21 protein-coding genes are annotated in these 17,447 nt (G+C 71.1%); 12 read left to right on the forward strand and 9 right to left on the reverse strand.

Features of this window, described 5'->3' with window-relative positions:
- The first annotated feature begins 16 nt into the window (after positions 1-16).
- Positions 17-352, forward strand: coding sequence for a GNAT family N-acetyltransferase (locus tag ABZ860_RS11690; protein WP_357218483.1), 336 nt, complete (start codon positions 17-19; stop codon positions 350-352).
- Complete coding sequence (locus ABZ860_RS11695; RefSeq protein WP_357218485.1) at positions 349-1,326, forward strand: pirin family protein; 978 nt, start codon at positions 349-351, stop codon at positions 1,324-1,326. The genes ABZ860_RS11690 and ABZ860_RS11695 overlap by 4 nt, the downstream gene beginning before the upstream one ends.
- Here ABZ860_RS11695 and ABZ860_RS11700 read toward each other — a convergent pair.
- Positions 1,319-2,782 (reverse strand): MFS transporter, encoded by a 1,464-nt coding sequence (locus ABZ860_RS11700; protein WP_357218487.1) that lies wholly within the window; start codon positions 2,780-2,782, stop codon positions 1,319-1,321. The two genes, ABZ860_RS11695 and ABZ860_RS11700, sit on opposite strands and share 8 nt — an antisense overlap.
- A gap of 117 nt (positions 2,783-2,899) precedes the next feature.
- Here ABZ860_RS11700 and ABZ860_RS11705 point away from each other — a divergent pair, with 117 nt between their 5' ends.
- Both ABZ860_RS11705 and ABZ860_RS11710 read left to right on the forward strand, forming a co-directional pair.
- The gene (locus ABZ860_RS11705) at positions 2,900-3,823 is read left to right on the forward strand and encodes an SDR family oxidoreductase (RefSeq protein WP_357218489.1); all 924 of its coding nucleotides are present in this window, start codon (positions 2,900-2,902) and stop codon (positions 3,821-3,823) included.
- Position 3,824: 1 nt separating this feature from the next.
- Positions 3,825-4,670, forward strand: coding sequence for a MaoC/PaaZ C-terminal domain-containing protein (locus ABZ860_RS11710; protein ID WP_357218492.1), 846 nt, complete (start codon positions 3,825-3,827; stop codon positions 4,668-4,670).
- Between the two features lie 36 nt (positions 4,671-4,706).
- Here ABZ860_RS11710 and ABZ860_RS11715 read toward each other — a convergent pair whose 3' ends face one another.
- Positions 4,707-5,387: a helix-turn-helix domain-containing protein gene (locus ABZ860_RS11715; RefSeq protein ID WP_357218495.1), complete on the reverse strand. Its 681-nt coding sequence runs from the start codon at positions 5,385-5,387 to the stop codon at positions 4,707-4,709.
- A gap of 158 nt (positions 5,388-5,545) precedes the next feature.
- Between ABZ860_RS11715 and ABZ860_RS11720 the strand changes: the two genes are divergently transcribed.
- The 4 genes from ABZ860_RS11720 (at position 5,546) to ABZ860_RS11735 (ending at position 10,681) form a co-directional block, all read left to right on the forward strand.
- The gene (locus ABZ860_RS11720) at positions 5,546-6,715 is read left to right on the forward strand and encodes an acyl-CoA dehydrogenase family protein (protein ID WP_357218498.1); all 1,170 of its coding nucleotides are present in this window, start codon (positions 5,546-5,548) and stop codon (positions 6,713-6,715) included.
- A 2-nt stretch (positions 6,716-6,717) separates the two neighbouring features.
- Positions 6,718-8,832 carry an acetate--CoA ligase family protein gene (locus tag ABZ860_RS11725; RefSeq protein ID WP_357218501.1) on the forward strand — a complete coding sequence of 705 codons (2,115 nt, stop codon included), beginning with the start codon at positions 6,718-6,720 and terminating at the stop codon, positions 8,830-8,832.
- Between the two features lie 343 nt (positions 8,833-9,175).
- Entirely contained in the window at positions 9,176-9,568 is a 393-nt protein-coding gene (locus ABZ860_RS11730) for a cellulose binding domain-containing protein (RefSeq protein ID WP_357218503.1), read from the forward strand.
- Positions 9,569-9,607: 39 nt separating this feature from the next.
- Positions 9,608-10,681, forward strand: coding sequence for a hypothetical protein (locus tag ABZ860_RS11735; protein WP_357218506.1), 1,074 nt, complete (start codon positions 9,608-9,610; stop codon positions 10,679-10,681).
- Between the two features lie 42 nt (positions 10,682-10,723).
- Here the strand turns inward: ABZ860_RS11735 and ABZ860_RS11740 are convergent, their stop codons facing one another.
- Positions 10,724-11,893: a hypothetical protein gene (locus ABZ860_RS11740; RefSeq protein ID WP_357218509.1), complete on the reverse strand. Its 1,170-nt coding sequence runs from the start codon at positions 11,891-11,893 to the stop codon at positions 10,724-10,726.
- 62 nt (positions 11,894-11,955) lie between these two features.
- Here ABZ860_RS11740 and ABZ860_RS11745 point away from each other — a divergent pair, with 62 nt between their 5' ends.
- Complete coding sequence (locus ABZ860_RS11745) at positions 11,956-12,183, forward strand: hypothetical protein (RefSeq protein WP_357218512.1); 228 nt, start codon at positions 11,956-11,958, stop codon at positions 12,181-12,183.
- On the opposite strand, the gene ABZ860_RS11750 is transcribed toward ABZ860_RS11745, so the two are convergent.
- Positions 12,145-12,393: a hypothetical protein gene (locus ABZ860_RS11750; protein WP_357218515.1), complete on the reverse strand. Its 249-nt coding sequence runs from the start codon at positions 12,391-12,393 to the stop codon at positions 12,145-12,147. The genes ABZ860_RS11745 and ABZ860_RS11750 overlap by 39 nt on opposite strands.
- 563 nt (positions 12,394-12,956) lie before the next feature.
- Between ABZ860_RS11750 and ABZ860_RS11755 the strand changes: the two genes are divergently transcribed.
- A complete protein-coding gene (locus ABZ860_RS11755) occupies positions 12,957-13,262 on the forward strand; it encodes a helix-turn-helix transcriptional regulator (RefSeq protein ID WP_357218518.1) in 306 nt (101 codons plus the stop codon).
- A gap of 46 nt (positions 13,263-13,308) precedes the next feature.
- On the opposite strand, the gene ABZ860_RS11760 is transcribed toward ABZ860_RS11755, so the two are convergent.
- Positions 13,309-13,758 carry a helix-turn-helix domain-containing protein gene (locus tag ABZ860_RS11760; RefSeq protein ID WP_357218520.1) on the reverse strand — a complete coding sequence of 150 codons (450 nt, stop codon included), beginning with the start codon at positions 13,756-13,758 and terminating at the stop codon, positions 13,309-13,311.
- 88 nt (positions 13,759-13,846) lie between these two features.
- Between ABZ860_RS11760 and ABZ860_RS11765 the strand changes: the two genes are divergently transcribed.
- Together ABZ860_RS11765 and ABZ860_RS11770 are read left to right on the forward strand one after the other, a co-directional pair.
- Complete coding sequence (locus tag ABZ860_RS11765; RefSeq protein WP_357218522.1) at positions 13,847-14,290, forward strand: VOC family protein; 444 nt, start codon at positions 13,847-13,849, stop codon at positions 14,288-14,290.
- 10 nt (positions 14,291-14,300) lie between these two features.
- Positions 14,301-14,639: a hypothetical protein gene (locus ABZ860_RS11770; protein WP_357218525.1), complete on the forward strand. Its 339-nt coding sequence runs from the start codon at positions 14,301-14,303 to the stop codon at positions 14,637-14,639.
- A gap of 161 nt (positions 14,640-14,800) precedes the next feature.
- On the opposite strand, the gene ABZ860_RS11775 is transcribed toward ABZ860_RS11770, so the two are convergent.
- The 4 genes from ABZ860_RS11775 to ABZ860_RS11790 all read right to left on the reverse strand — a co-directional run bounded on the left by ABZ860_RS11775 (position 14,801) and on the right by ABZ860_RS11790 (position 17,315).
- Entirely contained in the window at positions 14,801-15,289 is a 489-nt protein-coding gene (locus ABZ860_RS11775; RefSeq protein ID WP_357218528.1) for a Uma2 family endonuclease, read from the reverse strand.
- Positions 15,183-16,310, reverse strand: coding sequence for a thiolase (locus ABZ860_RS11780; protein ID WP_357218530.1), 1,128 nt, complete (start codon positions 16,308-16,310; stop codon positions 15,183-15,185). The genes ABZ860_RS11775 and ABZ860_RS11780 overlap by 107 nt, the downstream gene beginning before the upstream one ends.
- A complete protein-coding gene (locus tag ABZ860_RS11785) occupies positions 16,307-16,729 on the reverse strand; it encodes a Zn-ribbon domain-containing OB-fold protein (RefSeq protein ID WP_357218532.1) in 423 nt (140 codons plus the stop codon). Before ABZ860_RS11785 ends, ABZ860_RS11780 begins: the two co-directional genes overlap by 4 nt.
- A gap of 73 nt (positions 16,730-16,802) precedes the next feature.
- Positions 16,803-17,315: a VOC family protein gene (locus ABZ860_RS11790; RefSeq protein ID WP_357218535.1), complete on the reverse strand. Its 513-nt coding sequence runs from the start codon at positions 17,313-17,315 to the stop codon at positions 16,803-16,805.
- Between the last annotated feature and the right edge of the window lie 132 nt (positions 17,316-17,447).

Genomic DNA, 17,447 nt, shown 5'->3' on the forward strand with positions numbered 1-17,447 from the left:
CCTGGAAGGAAACCCGATGCAGCAGTCAGAACCGCAGGTCGCCGACAACCCGGAGGCGAGCCGCTTCGAGATCACCGTGGATGGCGCCCTCGCCGGCTTCGCCGACTATCGGCTCAACGGGCCGAGGATCTCCTTCACCCACACCGAGATCGACCCGGCCTTCGAAGGCCGGGGCCTCGGCTCGACGCTGGTCCGGGCGGCGCTCGACGCCGCCCGGGACGCCGGGCTGTCGGTCCTGCCGTTCTGCCCGTTCGTGAAGCGGTACATCGAGCGGCACCCCGACTACCTCGACCTGGTGCCCGCCGATCAGCGGGCCAGGTTCTCCCTCGACGGCGGAAAGACGGCCGAGTGACCGGCGGGCCCCTCGACCAGGGAGAGCCGGCGCTGTACGGCTGCACGGTGGCGGACGAGACGGTGCCGGAGAGCGTGCTCCTGCCCGGCCACGACGTGCCGCTCGGCCGCTACACGACCGTGCGCCGGCTGCTCCCGCAGCGCCCGCGCCGGATGGTCGGCGCGTGGTGCTTCGTCGACCACTTCGGGCCCGACGACGTGAGCGGCCGGCCGGGCATGCAGGTGCCGCCGCATCCGCACACCGGCCTGCAGACGGTCACGTGGCTCGCCGAGGGCGAGATCCTGCACCGCGACAGCCTCGGCAACGTCCAGTCGATCGTGCCCGGGCAGCTCAACCTGATGACCGCCGCCCACGGGATCGCCCACTCGGAGCAGTCGCCGCCGGAGCACCCGCCGGGCATGCACGGGCTGCAGTTGTGGGTCGCGCTGCCGGAGGAGGCCCGGCACGGCGAGGCCCGGTTCGAGCACCACGCGGCGCTGCCCGTGCTGCGCGACGGGGACGTCACCGTGACGGTCGTGGTGGGCGAGGCAGGGCCGCTGCGCTCGCCCGCCCGCGTGCACACCCCGCTGCTCGGAGCCGAGGTGCTGTTCGCCGGTCCGGGACGACAGCGGCTGCCGGTCGATCCCGCGTACGAGACGGCGGTGCTGGTCATGTCGGGCACGGCCGACGTGGCCGGGGTCGCGCTGGCCCCGGGCTCGCTGCTCTATCTCGGCCAGGGCCGTACGGCGGTGCCGATGGAGGCGGCCGGCCCGGCCCGGCTGTTCGTGCTGGGCGGCACGCCGTTCGAGGAGCCCCTGGTGATGTGGTGGAACTTCGTCGGCCGTTCGCACGAGGAGATCGCGCGGGCGCGCGACGACTGGATGCGCGGGGGCCGCTTCGGCGTCGTCCCGGGCGGGCAGGAGCCCCTTCCGGCGCCCGAGATGCCCACCGTGCGGCTGAAGGCCCGCGACCGCCACGGCCGCGTCCTCAGCTGACGGGTGAGCCGGCTCGCTTTCTGGTGAAGCAGGTCAGCACGGCCAGCGCGGACACGGCGGTCATGCAGGCCAGAGCCCAGCGGTAGCCGGTCACGAGCTGCTCGACCGCCGTGGACGAGACGTGGGACAGCGTTCCCGCGAAGACGGCGTCGTGCAGCCCGGCCGGCAGCGGCACCGTGATGATCGACAGGACCAGCGCGGTGCCGACCACCACCCCGGTGTTCTGCAGCATCAGGCGCATGGCGTTGACGATCCCCAGCCGGTGCGACGGCACCCCGTCCAGGATCGCGGTGGTGTTGGAGGGCAGGAACATGCCCGAGCCGACGCCGATCAGCACGAGGGCGGCCATGAGCGACGCCGGCGACATGCCGGGGGAGATCAGGTACAGCAGGACGGCCAGGCCCGCCGTCGTCAACGAGGTCGCGGCGACCGCCACCGTGCGCGGGCCGAGGCGGCGCAGCAGGAAGCCCGACGCGACCGACGCGGCCATCGCCGCGATCGAGAGCGGCAGCACCTTCACCGCCGCGCGCACCGGGTCCTCCCCGCGGACGGCCTGGAAGAACAGCGACACGAGGAGCACCACCCCGACCCGGGCGGTCGAGTTGAGGAACGACGCCAGCGTCCCGAGGGCGAACGTGAGATCGCGGAACATCCGGATGTCCACCACGGGATGACGGGCCCGCAGCTCCCGCACGACGAACAGCGGAAGCGTCACCGCGAACACCACGAGCCCGGAGACGACCATCGGATGTCCCCACCCGAGCCTGGTCACCTCCGACAGCGCGAGTAGCAGGCCGCCGAGACAGGCGAGCACGAGCGCGTTGCCGGACAGGTCGAGCCCCCGGTCGCGGCCCTGCGGCGGACCGGGGCGGAGGGCCACCGCGCCCCAGACCAGGCACGCGACGCCGAGCGGCACGTTGTACCAGAACACCCAGCGCCAGCCGAGGTGCTCGGTGAACAGGCCGCCGAGCGCCGGGCCGGCGAGCTGGGCGATGGAGAACGACGCGGTGTAGACGCCCATCCCCTCGCCGAGCCGCGACTTGGGGAAGGCGGCGGTCACCAAAGCGGCGCTGTTGGTCAGCAGCATGGCCCCGCCCGCCGCCTGCACCACCCGCAGCGCCACGATGACCCACGCGTCCGGCGCGAGCCCGGCCAGCAGGCTGGCGACGGTGTAGGTGGCCAGGCCGCCGAGGTACATCGCCCGCCGCCCGAACAGGTCGGCGAGCCGGCCGAACACGACCATGAGCACGGTCGTCGTGAGCTGGAAGGCGAGCAGGATCCAGCTCGCGGCGTCCGCACTCGCGTGCGTCTGCCGTACGACCTGGGGGAGCGCCACGTTGAGCGCGCTGCCGCCGAGCGCGGTCAGGACGCTGGCCATGCTCACGACCGACAGCGTCCGCCAGGCGCGGCGCAGCCGCTCCCGCTCGCCGGGGTCCGCCGCGATGGTCTGCGGCACGGCCGTCATCGTTCGGCGAGCTGGATCATGACCGGCTCCTCCCTATCAAATTCTAGATTCCATTACTAGAATCCCGTTCACGCGAGGATGGGTCAAGGTCGAGTCAGGGAGCTGCGCATGGGCGGAATCGTGGAAGGCCGGGTCGTGATCGTCACCGGCGCCGCGCGGGGCATCGGGCGGGGGCACGCGCTGGAGTTCGCGCGCCAGGGCGCCAAGGTCGTCGTCAACGATCTGGGCGCGGAGGTCGACGGCACCGGGTCGTCCACCGGAGCCGCGGGCGAGGTGGTCGAGGAGATCAGGGCCATGGGAGGCGAGGCCGTGGTCGACGGCGAGGACGTCTCCGACTTCGACGGCGCGGGGCGCATGATCAGCAGGGCCGTGGAGACCTTCGGCGACCTGCACGTCCTGGTCAACAACGCGGGCATCCTGCGCGACCGGATGCTCGTCAACATGACCGCCGACGAGTGGGACGCGGTCATCCGGGTGCACCTGCGCGGCACCTTCGCCCCGCTGCGGCACGCCGCCGCCTACTGGAGGTCCAGGGCCAAGGCGGGCGAGCCGGTGGACGCCCGGGTGATCAACACCACGTCGTCGTCCGGCATCTACGGCAACGCCGGCCAGGGCAACTACGGCGCGGCCAAGGCGGGAATCGCGTCGCTGACGATCATCGCGGCCAAGGAGCTGGCGCGTTACGGCGTGACGGTCAACGCGGTCGCGCCCGCCGCGCTCACCCGGATGACCGAGAACCTCATCCCGGGCGGCAGGCGGCCCGCCGAGGGCGGTTTCGATCCGGCGGCGCCGGACAACATCGCGCCGCTGGTGGTGTGGCTGGCGAGCGCCCAGTCGCGGGGGATCACGGGCCGGGTCTTCAACGTGCGCGGCGGGCACATCAGCGTCGCCGAGGGCTGGCACGCCGGGCCGGGCGTGGACAAGGACGCCCGGTGGGATCCGGCCGAACTGGGCGAGGTGATTCCCGCCCTGGTGGACAAGGCCGCGCCGAACGCCCTCACCAGCGGGCGCATCCCGGGCGGGGAGGACTGACATGCCGCTCGACCACGGTCTGATCGGACTGGAGAGCGAGCCGCACGAGCGGTCCTGGACGTCCGCCGACACCCTGCTGTACGCGCTGGGCGTCGGGGCGGGCACCGAGGAGCTCGCCTTCACCACGGAGAACTCGGCGGGGCTCCGGCAGCGGGTGCTGCCGACCTTCGCGGTGCTGGCCGCCCAGGCCCCGACGGGACGGCGGCTCGGCGACTTCGACCCGGCCATGCTCGTGCACGCCGAGCAGGCCTTCGAACTGCACCGCGAGCTGCCGCCCGCCGGTCGCGTGCGGACCACCTCGACGGTGACCGGCATCTACGACAAGGGCTCGGGGGCGCTGGTGACGACCGAGGCCAGGGCGGCCGACGCGGAAAGCGGCGAGTTGCTGATCACGAGCCGGAGCTCGGTGTTCATCCGGGGCGAGGGCGGTTTCGGCGGCGAGCGCGGCCCCCGCGACGAGTGGGCCGAGCCCGGCAGGCCGCCGGACCACATCGTGACCTACGAGACCCGCCCTGACCAGGCGCTGCTGTACCGCCTGTCCGGAGACCGCAACCCGCTGCACTCCGACCCGGCCTTCGCCGCCCGCGCCGGCTTCCCCCGGCCGATCCTGCACGGGCTGTGCACGTACGGGATCACCGGGCGGGCCCTGCTGCACGCGGTGGCGGGGTCCGACCCGGCCCGGTTCGCGGCCATGTCGGGACGGTTCAGCAAGCCGGTCTTCCCGGGCGAGACGCTGACCGTGTCGATCTGGACGTCCGGCGACGGCGCGACGGCGCTGTTCCGTACGGCGAAGGACGACGGCACCGTCGTGATCGACCGGGGCAGGGCCGCCTTCCGCCCCGCCTGACCCGCGGGTGCGGCGCCGGGGTCGGCTCGCGGGGGGTCAGTTCGGCGCCGCCCCGGCGTCGTCCGCCGCACCTGCCGCGTCGGTGGTGGTGTCGTCCTCGTGGGTGGCCAGGGGATCGCCGAAGCGGCGGATGAGCGCGATCGCCGCATCGACGACCTCCTCGGCCTCCTCCTCGGTCTCGCTCGTCGCGACCTCGCGTCCGGCCTCGCCGATCACGCTGGTGAGGACCGAGACGGTGAGGCGGTCGGTCGGCGTGTTCGCCGCGCCGAGCAGGACGGCGTTCTGCCGCACCCACTCCCGGCCGCGGGTGCGCCGCATCAGCTCGAACCCCGGCGGGCCGTCGCCGTCCATGAACAGCCGCGCCAGGTCGCGCCGCTGCCACGACCCTTCGAGGAACGCCCTGGCCCCGGCGATGAACAGCTCGACGGGGTCCTTCACGCCCGCCTGCTTCGCCGCGGCGACGCTGGAGGCGGCCGCCTCCTCGTGGGCGGCCTGGTGTTCCTCCCACAGCGCGAGGAACAGCTCGGTCTTGCCGCCGAAGTGGTGGTAGAGGCTGCCGACGCTGGAGCCCGCGCGCTCGACGACGTCCGCCACGTTCGCGTCGGCGAAGCCGTGCTCGGAGAAGACCTCGCGGGCGGCCTGAAGCATGCTCTTGCGCGTCTGGGCGGTGCGGCTCCACTCCCACGAGCCGCTCCTGCCGCCGGGCTTGCGTGCCATCTGGGCTCCTCGTTTCCGGGGACGGCGCGTTTCCAGGGACGACGCCATCGTAGTCGGTCGAATTCTAGAAAGTGATTCCAGACCTCTTGACACCCCTTCGGCGGGGAACCAGGCTGGAGCCGATTCCTAGAGAGCAATTCTAGAAAAGAGTCGCGTCGATGGACTTCTCCCTGAGCCCAGAGGAACTGCAGATCCGTGACACCATCCGCGCGTTCGTGGAGCGGGAGATCATGCCGCTCGAACCCGAGGTGCTGCGCAGCGAACGCGCCGGCGGCCCTGGGCTCGATCCCGAGGTCCTGCGCGATCTGCGGCTCAAGGCGAAGAAGATGGGCTTCTGGGGCATCAACACCCCCGAGGAGTACGGCGGAGCCGCGCTGGGCCCGGTCATGTCCGCGATCATCGCCATGGAGATGGGCCGGACGTTCGTCCCGTTCAGCTTCGGCGGGTCCGCCGACAACATCCTCTACGCCGGCACCGAGGAGCAGAAGCGGCGCTACCTGATCCCCACCATCGAGGGCGAGCGCCGTTCCTGCTTCGCCATCACCGAGCCGGGCGCGGGCTCGGACGCCCGCAACATCCGTACGCGTGCCGTCAAGGACGGCGGAGACTGGGTCATCAACGGCGAGAAGACCTTCATCACCGGCGGCAACGAGGCCGACTTCGTGATGGTGTTCGCCGTGACCGACCCCGACAAGGGCGCGAACGGCGGCGTCACCTGCTTCCTGGCCGACCGCGACATGGGCTGGAAGTCCGAGCCGATCCCGACGATGGGCCAGTGGGGCCCGGCCTCGCTGGTGTTCGAGGACGTCAGGGTGCCGGAGGAGAACATCCTCGGCGAGCTCGGCAGAGGCTTCGAGCTGGCGATGCAGTGGATCGGCCAGGGCCGCTACATGATCCCCGCGCGGGCGGTCGGCTCGGCCGAGCGCATGCTCCAGATGGCGATCGACTACGCCAGGATCCGCGTGTCGATGGGCAAGCCGATCGCCGAATACCAGGCGATCCAGTGGATGATCGCCGACTCGCAGGTGGAGATCGAGGCGGCCAAGTGGCTCACGCTCCACGCCGCCTGGCGCGTGCAGCAGGGCATGGACGCCCGGCACGCCTCCTCGATCGCCAAGCTGAACGGCGCGGTCATGGCCAACCAGGTCGTCGACCGCGTGCTGCAGATCCATGGAGGCATGGGCTACACCAAGGAACTGCCCATCGAGCGGTGGTATCGCGAGCTGCGCCTGTTGCGGATCTTCGAGGGCACCGACGAGATCCAGCGCCGGACGATCGCCCGCAACCTGCTCAAGGGCCACGCCCGCCTCGGCACGATCGGGGAGTGAGGATGCCGGTAGGAGAGCTGTTCAACCCCCGGTCGATCGCCCTGGTCGGGGCGACCGACAAGTCCGGCTGGTCGATCAGCACGCTGACCAACCTCCGTACGCACGGCTTCCGCGGGCCCGTGCACCTGGTCAACCCCCGCGGCGGCGTGGTGCACGGCGAGCAGGCCCACCGCAGCCTGTCCGACATCCCCGGCCAGGTCGACCTCGCGTACGTGATGGTGCCGACGACCGCCGTGCTGCCCGTGCTGCGCGAGGGGGCCAAGCTCGGCATCCGTCACTATGTGATCCTCACCGCGGGCTTCGGCGAGACCGGCCCGGAGGGCGCCGCCCTGGAGGCGGAGATCGTCGAGTTCGCCCGCGAGAACGACCTCACCGTGCTCGGCCCCAACGGCAACGGCTTCATCAACGCCGCCGCGGACGTCACGCCGTACGGCCTGCCGATCCCGTCCCCGCTGCTGCGCGGGTCGGTCGGCGTGGTGCTGCAGAGCGGCGCGCTGGCCAGCTCGGTGCTCGGCTTCGCCCAGGCCCGCAACGTCGGGATCAGCCTGCTCACCTCGATGGGCAACGAGTCGCTCGTCACCGTCACCGACGTGATCGACTATCTGGTGGACGACCCGGCGACCAAGGCCATCGCGCTGTTCCTGGAGTCGGTCCGCGACCCGGCCGCGTTCTCCCGGGCGGCGCGCCGGGCGCTGCTCGCGGGCAAGCCGATCGTCGCGCTGAAGATCGGGCGCAGCCGGCTCGCCTCGCGCACCGCCCAGGCCCACACCGGCGCGCTCGTGGGCGACGACAACGTGATCGACGCGGCGTTCCGGCAGCTCGGGGTGGTGCGGGTGCGGTCCCTTGAGGACCTCATCATCACCGCAGGCCTGCTCGCCGAGGTGGGCCCGCTGCCGGGCCCGCGGATCGGTGTCGTCACGCCCTCGGGCGGCGCGTCGGAGATCATCGCCGACCGGGCCGAGGACGAGGGGCTGGAGCTGCCGGCGTTCGCGCCGGAGACCGTCGCCCGGCTGCGGGAGATCGTGCCTGCCTTCGGGACCGTGCAGAACCCCCTCGACGTCACCGGATACGTGCTCATCGACCGCACGCTGCTCGGCCGCGCGCTGGAGGCCGTCACCGCCGACCCCGGTGTGGACGCGGTCATGCTGCTGTCGGACCTCCCGCGCGCCGCCCCGCCCGACCCCGCGCCCGTGTACGCGATGTTCTCGGCGAGCGCCAAGCGCATCGCCGCGGCCCCGATGCCGGTCGTCGTCGTGAGCAACGTGCTGACCGACGTCACCGAGTTCGGCCGCGACGTCCAGCGGGAGGCCGGCTTCCCGTATGTCGCGGGCGGCATCGAGCACGGCATGCACGCCATCGGCGCCGCGGTCCGGTGGTCCCGGGCCTACCGTGCCGCCGTCGAGGCGGCGGACGCGGCCGTCCCTGCCGAGGCCGCGGTGCGCGCCCCGGCGGCCGAGCCGGGGACCGGCGTGTGGGCCGAGCACCGCGCCGCCGCCCTGCTGGCGTCCGCCGGGATCCCGGTCGTGCCCGGCGAGCTGGTTCACGACGAGGAATCGGCGGTGGCGGCGGCGGTCGGGTTCGGCTACCCGGTCGTCTTGAAAGCCGCCGCCGAAGGGCTGGGGCACAAGAGCGACATCGGCGGGGTCCGGCTGCGCCTGTCCGACGCGCGGGACGTCGAGCGGGCCTACCGCGAGGTCGTGGCCGCCGCTGCGGCGGTGCCCGGCGCCGGCCGGGTGGGCGCGCTCGTCCAGCCGCAGCGCGGCGGCGGCGTGGAGCTGCTGGCCGGCGTCGTACGGGACCCTGCGTGGGGGCTCACCCTGGCCGTCGGCCTGGGCGGGATCTGGGTGGAGGCGCTGCGCGACACGGCGCTGCGCGTCCTGCCGGTGGACGCGGCCGAGGTGCGGCGGGCGCTGGACGAGCTGCGCGGCGTCGCGCTGCTGCGGGGCGCGCGCGGCACCGAGCCCGCCGATCTCGACGCCGTCGCCGAGGTCGTGGCCCGCGTCGCCGCCTTCGCCGAGAGCCTCGGCGACGACCTGGAGTCGCTGGAGATCAACCCCCTGCTCGTCCGCGGATCCCAGGTGGAGGCGCTCGACGCGCTCATCACCTGGCGGGGGTGAAGCCCGGTCGTCCGTCCGTGTCCGGTTCCCGCCGTACGCGGACGGACGACGAACATATTCGGGCATATTCTGGCGCGTCTGAAAAGCGCAATTCGCGACGCCGGGCAAAGCCCTCCGCCGGCCTTTATCGGGTGACCGCTGTGTGGCCGTCGGTGAAACTCCCAGCTCGGCCGACCTGGAGCGGTGCATGGACGCACGCCTGGGCCGAGAATCGCGAAATACCCTCCGAGGATTGTTTGACAGGACATGCCGGGTGGCTCACGATCACAGTGAAATCGGTTTCAAAGAAAGCCACTCCGGAGGGGGACCGATGCGTTTTCCGCGCGCTTCATCGGGGATCGGTATGGCCGGGATTCTCCTGGCCGCGCTGTTCGCGACTCCCGCCCAGGCGGCGCTCGCGGACGTGCCGGCCGGCTACGACTGCGCCGTGACCTACGCCAGCGTCGGGTGGGTCACGGGTTTCACGGCCAGAGTGACGATCCGCAACACCGGGACCCGGGTGTTCAGCCCCTGGATCCTGCAGTTCGTCTTCCCCGGAAGCCAGACGATCGCGCAAGGATGGAACGCGACCTTCTCCGCGACCCCGCCGAGCGTTCAGGCCGCCAGTAGCTGGTACACGAGCATCTCTCCTGGCACGAGCTTCGATATCGGCTTCACCGCCAACGGGGCCGACGACCACCCCACCGGCTTCACGCTCAACGGCGTCCCCTGCGCGGTGACCTACGGGCCTTACTGATGGCGCGCGGTTCGGCGTCCACGGCGAACGGGTGACGAGATGCATCGGATCAGAAAGACGGTTCTCCGGCTCTGCGTGACGCTCATGATGGTGGCGGGGCTCGTCCCGGCGGCCACGGGCGCTCGGGCGGCCGTCCCGAACGTGTGGGGGTTCGCCTACGTCAACGTGCTCGCGGGGCCTCCACCGGCCGCCCGCCAGGGCCTCTGGACGCCGGGCGTCATCACGAGCGCGATCGTGGGGCCCCCCGGCCTGGTCGAGGTCACGTTCCCCAAGATGCCGTTCGCGGACGGGGTGGTGCACGTCACGGCCGTGTCGCCCAATCCCGAATGGTGTCAGGTCGTCAAGTGGAGTCCGATCGTCGCGAACCTGTCGGTGCTGGTGCAGTGCTACAAGTACGGCGGCGCCCCGGCGTACGTGCCGTTCACCATCGTGTACGAGCAGAGCAGCGGCACTCTCTCCCCGCCGGAGGCCGTCGCCTCCCTCTACTACGACGGCGCCTCGGTGGTCTCCTCGTACAACTCGACGGCCGGAGTGAACGGCGTCGCGGCGGGGCCCGTGGGGGTCTGGACGGCCACCCTGCCCGGGCTGCCCACGACACCCACGGGGAATCTGCAGGTGACGGCGGTCGATCCGGCGCAGCCCGCGCGGTGCAAGGTCGGCAACTGGACTCCGAGCGCGGCCGGGCAGGTGGTCGAGGTGCGCTGCTTCGACGCCACCAGCAAGCCTCTCAAGACCGGCTGGACCCTGAGCTACACCCGGCAGCGGGCCGTCACCGGGGGTGCGAAGCCGCCCAAGTACTTCGCGTACACGATGGACGAGTCCCCGACCACGCCCGGGCCGTACCCGCCGTCGTCCGCCTGGAGCTACAACCCCGTCATCATGCCGAACACGGTGCGGGACGCCCTTCCGTTCCGCTGGGTGAAGTTCCAGGGCGTCGGGGTCCTGCCGGACGACGTCCAGGTGACCGGCTTCGGTCCCGGCCCGGAATACTGCCAGCTCGGCGGGCTCTGGTCGGTCAGCGGCACGCTCGTGGACGTCGACAAGGTGGCCTGTTTCAATGGCACCGCGTTCACGAAGCAGCGCACCTTCGTCACCTACACGTCGGCCATCTGACCGGAACGGCGCCGGACCCGGCGCGACCGTTGCGGACTCGGCTCAGGACCTCGTCCAGATCCAGGCCTGGCTGTCCTCGTCGTATGAGGGGTTGCCGCCGACCGCGAACACCCGGTCCTCTCCCGGGATCCTGACCAGGTCGAACACCTCCGGATCGTTGTGGACCCTCGGGGCTTTCTCGTACGTCCAGGAGCGGGGATCGAAGTGCAGCAGAATGCGATGGTTGTCGTAGGAGTAGTTGGACGCGCCCAGCCACACCCCGCCGTGGCCGTCCGCTGCTACGGCATTGAACGAGATCGCCCCCGCCGGAAGGTCACGAGCCGGGTTCCACCGGTCGCCGTCCCAGCGCATCAGCAGCGCGGCCTGGCGGGGGCCGGGCAACTGGATCGAACCGGCGACCCAGACCTCCCGTTCCGACACCACCGCCAGGTCCCTGAAGTCGACCTTGGCGCCTGCGGGCCACGGCGGTGCCGACACGACCGTCCAGCGGCGCCCGTCCCAGCGCTCCACGGTTGATCCGGTGTCCCCGTCGCCGGTCAGCGCCCACAGGCCCCCGGAGGGGGTGACGCCGAAGCGGCGGATGCCCGGCCAGGTGGATCGAGGGGACGGCACGACGGCCCAGCCGGAAGGGGACCAGCGCGCGAGCCCGGGACGCCAGGGAGGATCTCCGGCGGTGCCGTCGTCCTGCCCTCCGGCGACCCACACGTCCCCGGGGCCGGTGACCACGGCGTCATCCAGGAGGACCGGGAGCTTCCAGGGTGGTCGTCCCCGGGCCGACCACCGCCGGCCGTCCCACTGCCATGCGTTCGCGTCCTTGTCGAAGACCCATACGTTGCCGGGGGACGTCCCGGACACCACTCGCGGATAGCGCAGGCCGGGCGGCGGTGACTGGGGCCGCCAGGCGCGGCCGTCCCAGCGCAGGACCGGGCCGTTCTGCCTGTTCTCTCCGGGGCTGCCCACGGCCCAGGCCTCGCCGCGCCCGGTCGCGGCGACACTCGACATCACCGCGCCGGCCGCGGCCGTTCCGGTCTCCGTCCAGGTGCCGCCGGAAAGAGACGGGACCACGTCGGGCCGGGCGGCCGCCGTCGGTGTGCCCGGCACGGAGGCCGGGGAGTCGCGTGCGTGCACGCCGCCGCCGGAGCATCCGATCGCGGCGGCGCTCAGCGCACCGATCGCGGCGAGCCGTCCGATCGCGGTGATTTCCGGTCGCATCGCCCAATGATCAGGGCGGGGCGGCGAGATGTCCCCGGAATCAATGACGCGGCCATCCTCGGGTGCTGGGCGACCTGCGCGGCGCCACGCTGCTGCGGGGCGCGCGTGACGTCGAGCCCGCCGACCTCGACGCCGTCGCGGAGGTCGTGGCCCGCGTCGCCGCTCTCGCCGAGGGACTCGGCGACGACCCGGAGTCGCTGGAGACCAGCCCCCGCTCGTGCGGGGCTCCCACGTGGAGGCGCGCGACGCGCTCACCAACTGGCGGGGATGAAGCCCTGACGATCGGGTGATGCGTCCGCGGTGCGTTCGCCGAGCAGTAGTGCGGCGACCGCCTCCGGGGCCTCGTGCATCGCGTCGTGACCGGTCGGGAGGTCGTGGACCCGCCACGCGGGATCGGCCTGGAGCCGGGTGCGGAGTTCGGCGAACGGCGTCCGGTCCTCCCATCCCGAGCAGTAGACGAACTCCCGGCGGGGGACCTGGGCGAGCGTACCTGTGAGCAACTTGAGGCAGTGGTCACGAGATCACGGCGTGGCCGACCATCGATACGATGCCCACCGATGCCCGATCGCCGCCGACCTCGCCGGACTGCCGGTGCGACCTCGCATAACTGGCCGTCTGGCGGGCGCCACCTGTGGCCGTCCGGCGAAACAAGCGCAATGCAGTCGCACGCACGCGGACACCTGGTGTTTGCGGCCAGCGGCGTCTTGGCGGTTCACACCGAGCGCGGCACGTCGATCATTCCCGCGAACCGGGTCGCCTGGACCCCGGGCGGGTTCACGCACTACCACCGCGCCCACGGCGACACCGATATGCGGATCGTCTTTCTCGCGCCATCCCTCGCCCGGCTCCTACCGGAGCATCCCCGTCGTGTTCCTGGCGTCCAACCTCGCCCGTGAGGTCCTGCTCGCCCTGACCGGCCCTCGCAACTACGGCGACGCCGCGCCTGCCTACAGCCGCGCGCCTTCGCCTCCTTCGCGTCCTGGTCGACGAACTCCGCGAGGCACGGGACCAGCCACTGCACCTGCCGGAGTCGCGGGACGACCGGCTGCAAGCCATCGCCCGGATGCTGTACGAGAAGCCGGCGGACAACGCCTCGCTGGCCGAACTCGGGAAGACGATCGGAGCCGGCACCCGCACCCTCAGCCGCCTGTTCCACAACGAACTCGGCATGACCTTCTACGAATGGCGCACGCAGCTACGCGTCTACCACGCGCTCGTGCTCCTCGCCCACGGCCACGGCACCACCCAAACCGCCTACGCCTGCGGATGGGCCAACCCCAGCTGCTTCATCGCAGCGTTCACCGGCATCATCGGAACGACCCCGGGCCGCTACCGAACCAGTCGCGAGACCACCATTCCGGGCGCGTGAAAAGCGTGATTCGCGACGTCGAGTAGGGGGTCACGACGTTTGGTCATCAGGCCGAACCCGGGCCTGGCAGGAGGTCGACGTCGTCGGCGTGCATCGGCTCTCCGCAGTGACTGCAGCGTGGATCGACGTGGCCGATCTGCCCGCAGGCATGGTGACGGTACAGGACGGGAGGCCCGGCCTCGCCGGCGAGCCAGCGGTCACCCCACCGGGCCATCACCATGAGCATCTCGACGAGATCGGCGCCCTTGGCGGTGAGGTGGTACTCGTAGCGGGGGCGGGCGTCGTAGGGCACCCGCTCGAGCACACCCTGTTCGACCAGATGGTTGAGCCGCTCGGTGAGTACCTTGCGGGAGATCCCCAGGTCGGCCTGGATGTGGTCGAAGCGGCGCACCCCGGCCCACACGTCGCGCAGGATCAGCGGAGACCAGGGCTCGCCGATCACGTCCAAGGTGCGTGCGATGGAACACGCCATGTCCCCGAACCGCGTTCGCTGCATGGCAGCAATCTAGCAAGTAGGGTTCCCTTACGGAACTCCGGGTGTTACCTTTCTCGGCGTCTCTTGAAGAAACCTAGAAAGGGATCTGATGACATTCATAAGGCGCTTCGACCACGTCGGCATCACCGTCGCCGACCTCGATGCTGTGACGGCGTTCTTCGTCGGCCTCGGTCTGAAGGCCGATCCGAAGATGGCCGTCGAAGGCGAGTTCCTGGACATGGTGATCGGCATGACCGGCGCCCGCACCGAGATCGTCATGCTGCGAGCGCCCGGCGGAGGTACGACGCTGGAGCTGTCGAGCTTCACGCGGCCGGACCACCTGCCGGGTTCGCCTGCCGCGCCGGCCAACGAGCTGGGCCTGCGCAACGTCGCCTTCGAGGTGCACGACCTTCACGCCGCGATCGACCACGCAGCAGCCGACGGCTACGGCCTGGTGGGAGGCATCGGCGAATACGAAGGCGTGTGGCGGATGGCCTACGTCCGCGGGCCCGAAGGAATCATCGTCTCGTTGGCCGAGCGCATCGAGAAGTAAGGAGGACATCATGAGCACGACCGTGACCGACGAACAGATTCGGGCTCTGGCCGCGACCGCGAAGCCCTACAGCCTGGTGCTCCTTCAGTGGGGGCCGGAGCGGACCATGGACGGCGCGGAGGCGATCGAACTCGAACACCAGCGGCGCATGGTGTCGCTGCGCGCTGAGGGGGTGATCGCGATCCTGTGCCCGGTCGCCTCCGACACCGTGGCCGGCGTCGCGATCATGACCGTGCCGGCCGAAGAAGCCGCGGAGGTCATGGCCGGGGACCCCTGCGTTCGAGCCGGGATGATGCGCTGCGAGGTGCACCCGTGCCACGGCTTCCCCGGAGACGCCCTCCCTGTATAAGCAGGTCGCCAAACGGGAGACCGGATCGCTGTTTCAGAACTGCAGTTCCGCCCAATCGATGGTGATGGGGATCGGGTTGCTCACGACGGGAGCCTCACCGGGCTCGTCTTTCGAGAGGGTGACGGACGATCCAGTAGTGCGGGATACCGGCCTTGGCGTACTCACCGAGCGTGTCGGGTGTCCTGGGTCTCCGATCCCGGAGACACGATTTCCACGACGAGCAGCGCGTGCTCGGCGCGCAGACGCTCGCCCCGCTCTCGGTCGAGGCACCGGTGGAGCGCGACATCGGGCCTGCGGTTGAGCGACGGCAGGTCCCTCAGGCGCGGATCCACGTCGTTGTTGACGGTGAGACACTCATGCCCCTTGCTCATGGCGGCGCGGGCATGTCGCTCCAGCAGGTTGGCCAGTCGCCTGCCGGCGGTTTGGTGATCAGGTGGAGGAGTCGGACAGTAGACCACTAGCCGGCGATGATCTCGATGGCCTTCCGCCGTCGACCCTCCGGCGGCCGGGCCGGAGGGTGCGGGGCCGGAGGGTGGCGACCGCTCAGGGGCGACGGCTGGACAGGACGAGCGTGGCGGCGGAGGCGAACATGCCGCCGTTGCCGAGGACGACGCCGACCTCGACGCCGGGCACCTGGGCGGCGGCCTCACCGCGCAGTTGCCGTACGGACTCCTGGATGGCGAACATCCCGTACATGCCGGTGTGGGTGTAGGAGAGGCCGCCGCCGTTGGTGTTGAGCGGCAGGCGGCCGCCGGGGGAGGTGTGTCCCTCGGCGATGAACGGCCCGGCCTCGCCGCGCTTGACGAAGCCGAGATCCTCCAGCCCGTAGATGGGCACGTGCGCGAAGGCGTCGTAGATCATGAGGTGGTCGACGTCGTCGTGGGAGATGCCCGCCTCGGCGAAGGCGGCCTCGCCGGAGCGGCGGAAGGCGGCGGAGGTGGTGAAGTCCTCCATCTGGGAGATGATCGGCGACTCGGCGGACTCGCCGGAGCCGAGCAGATGGACCGGCGACCTGCGGGCGCGCTCCTCGGTCGTCACGATCAGCGCGCCGCCGCCGTCGGTGACCAGGCAGCACTCCAGCAGGTGGAAGGGGTAGGCGACCATCCGGGAGGCGAGCACGTCCTCGACGGTGATCAGGTCCTGGAACATGGCCCGGGGGTTGCGGTGCGCCCACCGGCGCTGCGCGACCGCGACCTCCGCGAGCTGCTCGTGCGTGAGCCCGGTCTCCTTCATGTAGCGCAGGGCCGTCAGCGTGAACATGGTGGGCGGGCCGAGCACGCCGTACGGCAGTTCGAACTGGCCGATCAACGAGTCGGGGCCGAGGGCCGGCCGGGGCGCGCCGACCCGCGACCGCCCGGACTCGCCGTGCGTGATGAGCACGGTCGTGCACAGCCCGGCCCGGATGGCCGCGGCGGCGTGCCGTACGTGGAAGAGGAAGGACGAGCCGCCCACCCCGGTGCCGTCGAGCCAGGCCGGCGCGATCCCGAGCGCGTGGGCGATCTGGATCGGGCCGGGCATGCCGACGGTGGCGACGCCGTCGATGTCGTCCTTGGTCATCCCGGCGTCGGCGAGCGCGTTGCGCGCGGCCTGGAGGTGGAGCTGTGCGGTGGACATGTGGGGGAGCTTGCCGAGCTCGTCGGTCTCGGCCGCGCCCGCGATGACGATGTTCATCGGGCCGGACCTCCGGCGGGCTCGAAGAGGGGCACATGCACGTCGCCGCGCTGTTCGAACACCACGCGCAGCTCCATGTCGAGGGGCAGGTTCTCCGGCGTGATCTCGACGCCGACGATGTTCGTCATCATCCGCACGCCCTCCTCCAGCTCCACGACCGCGATCGCGTACGGCCCGTCCTGCTCGAAGCCGGGAGCCGGACGATGGCTGATCACGTACGAGTAGAGGGTGGCCCTGCCGCTGGCCGTCACCCACGCGACGTCGTCGGAGCCGCAGTGCGGGCAGGCGGGCCGCGGATAGAAGTAGTGCCGCGAGCAGGCGCGGCAGCGCTGGATCCGCAGCCATCCCTCCGCCGTGCCGTCCCAGAACGGCTGGGTGTCCGGCGTGGGCTTGGGGACGGGTTTGTGCGATGCGGTCATCGTTCTCCTCAGGCGGAGTGAGTCTTAGAGTCGGATTCTAGAACTCCAATCTAAAGTTGGCGAGGGGTCGTTGTCAGGGGCTCGGGACGCCGTTGCCGCGCCGGCCTCGACCGGCCAGCAGGTCGTCGAGGGACGGCACCGGCTCGGGGTTGCGCGGCCCCGGCTGGGCGAGCTGCACCAGGACGCCGTGCACCTCCTTCGGGTGGAGGAAGACATCGCGCCAGCGGGGGTCGGCGAGGTTGAGGCCGAACAGCCGGTAGCCGCGCTCGCGCAGCGCCGCCACGGCCGCCTCGATATCGGTGACGTGGAAGTTGAGGTGGTGGACCCCGCCTCTGCCGCGGGTGAGGTCGAAGAAGCTGTCGAAGAACGACGATCCGGCCAGCGGCTCCATCAGCTCGATCTTGCTCCCGTTGGCGTACCTGAGCTGGAGCGTCCGGTAGCCGTTCACCACGTTGTCGCCCCCGCCGAGGTAGACCCCTCCCAGCAGGTCGCGGTAGATCGGCAGCAGGTCCCTGATGCGCGGCGCGGCGACGGCGGTGTGGTCGAAGGCCGCGTCCAGCCCGGCCAGTTCCTCGGCGATGTCCACCCGTCCTCCTTCGATCGAAATCCTAGAATCTCATTCTAGTCATCCGGTCCCGGAGAAACACATGCTCACAGCCCCTTGACTCTGGCCGTGAGGAGGCGGAGCATTCGTGGAAATGAATTCTAGAGCTGACTT

The organism is Microbispora sp. NPDC046973 (assembly GCF_040644495.1).
In the GTDB taxonomy this organism is placed as follows: domain Bacteria; phylum Actinomycetota; class Actinomycetes; order Streptosporangiales; family Streptosporangiaceae; genus Microbispora.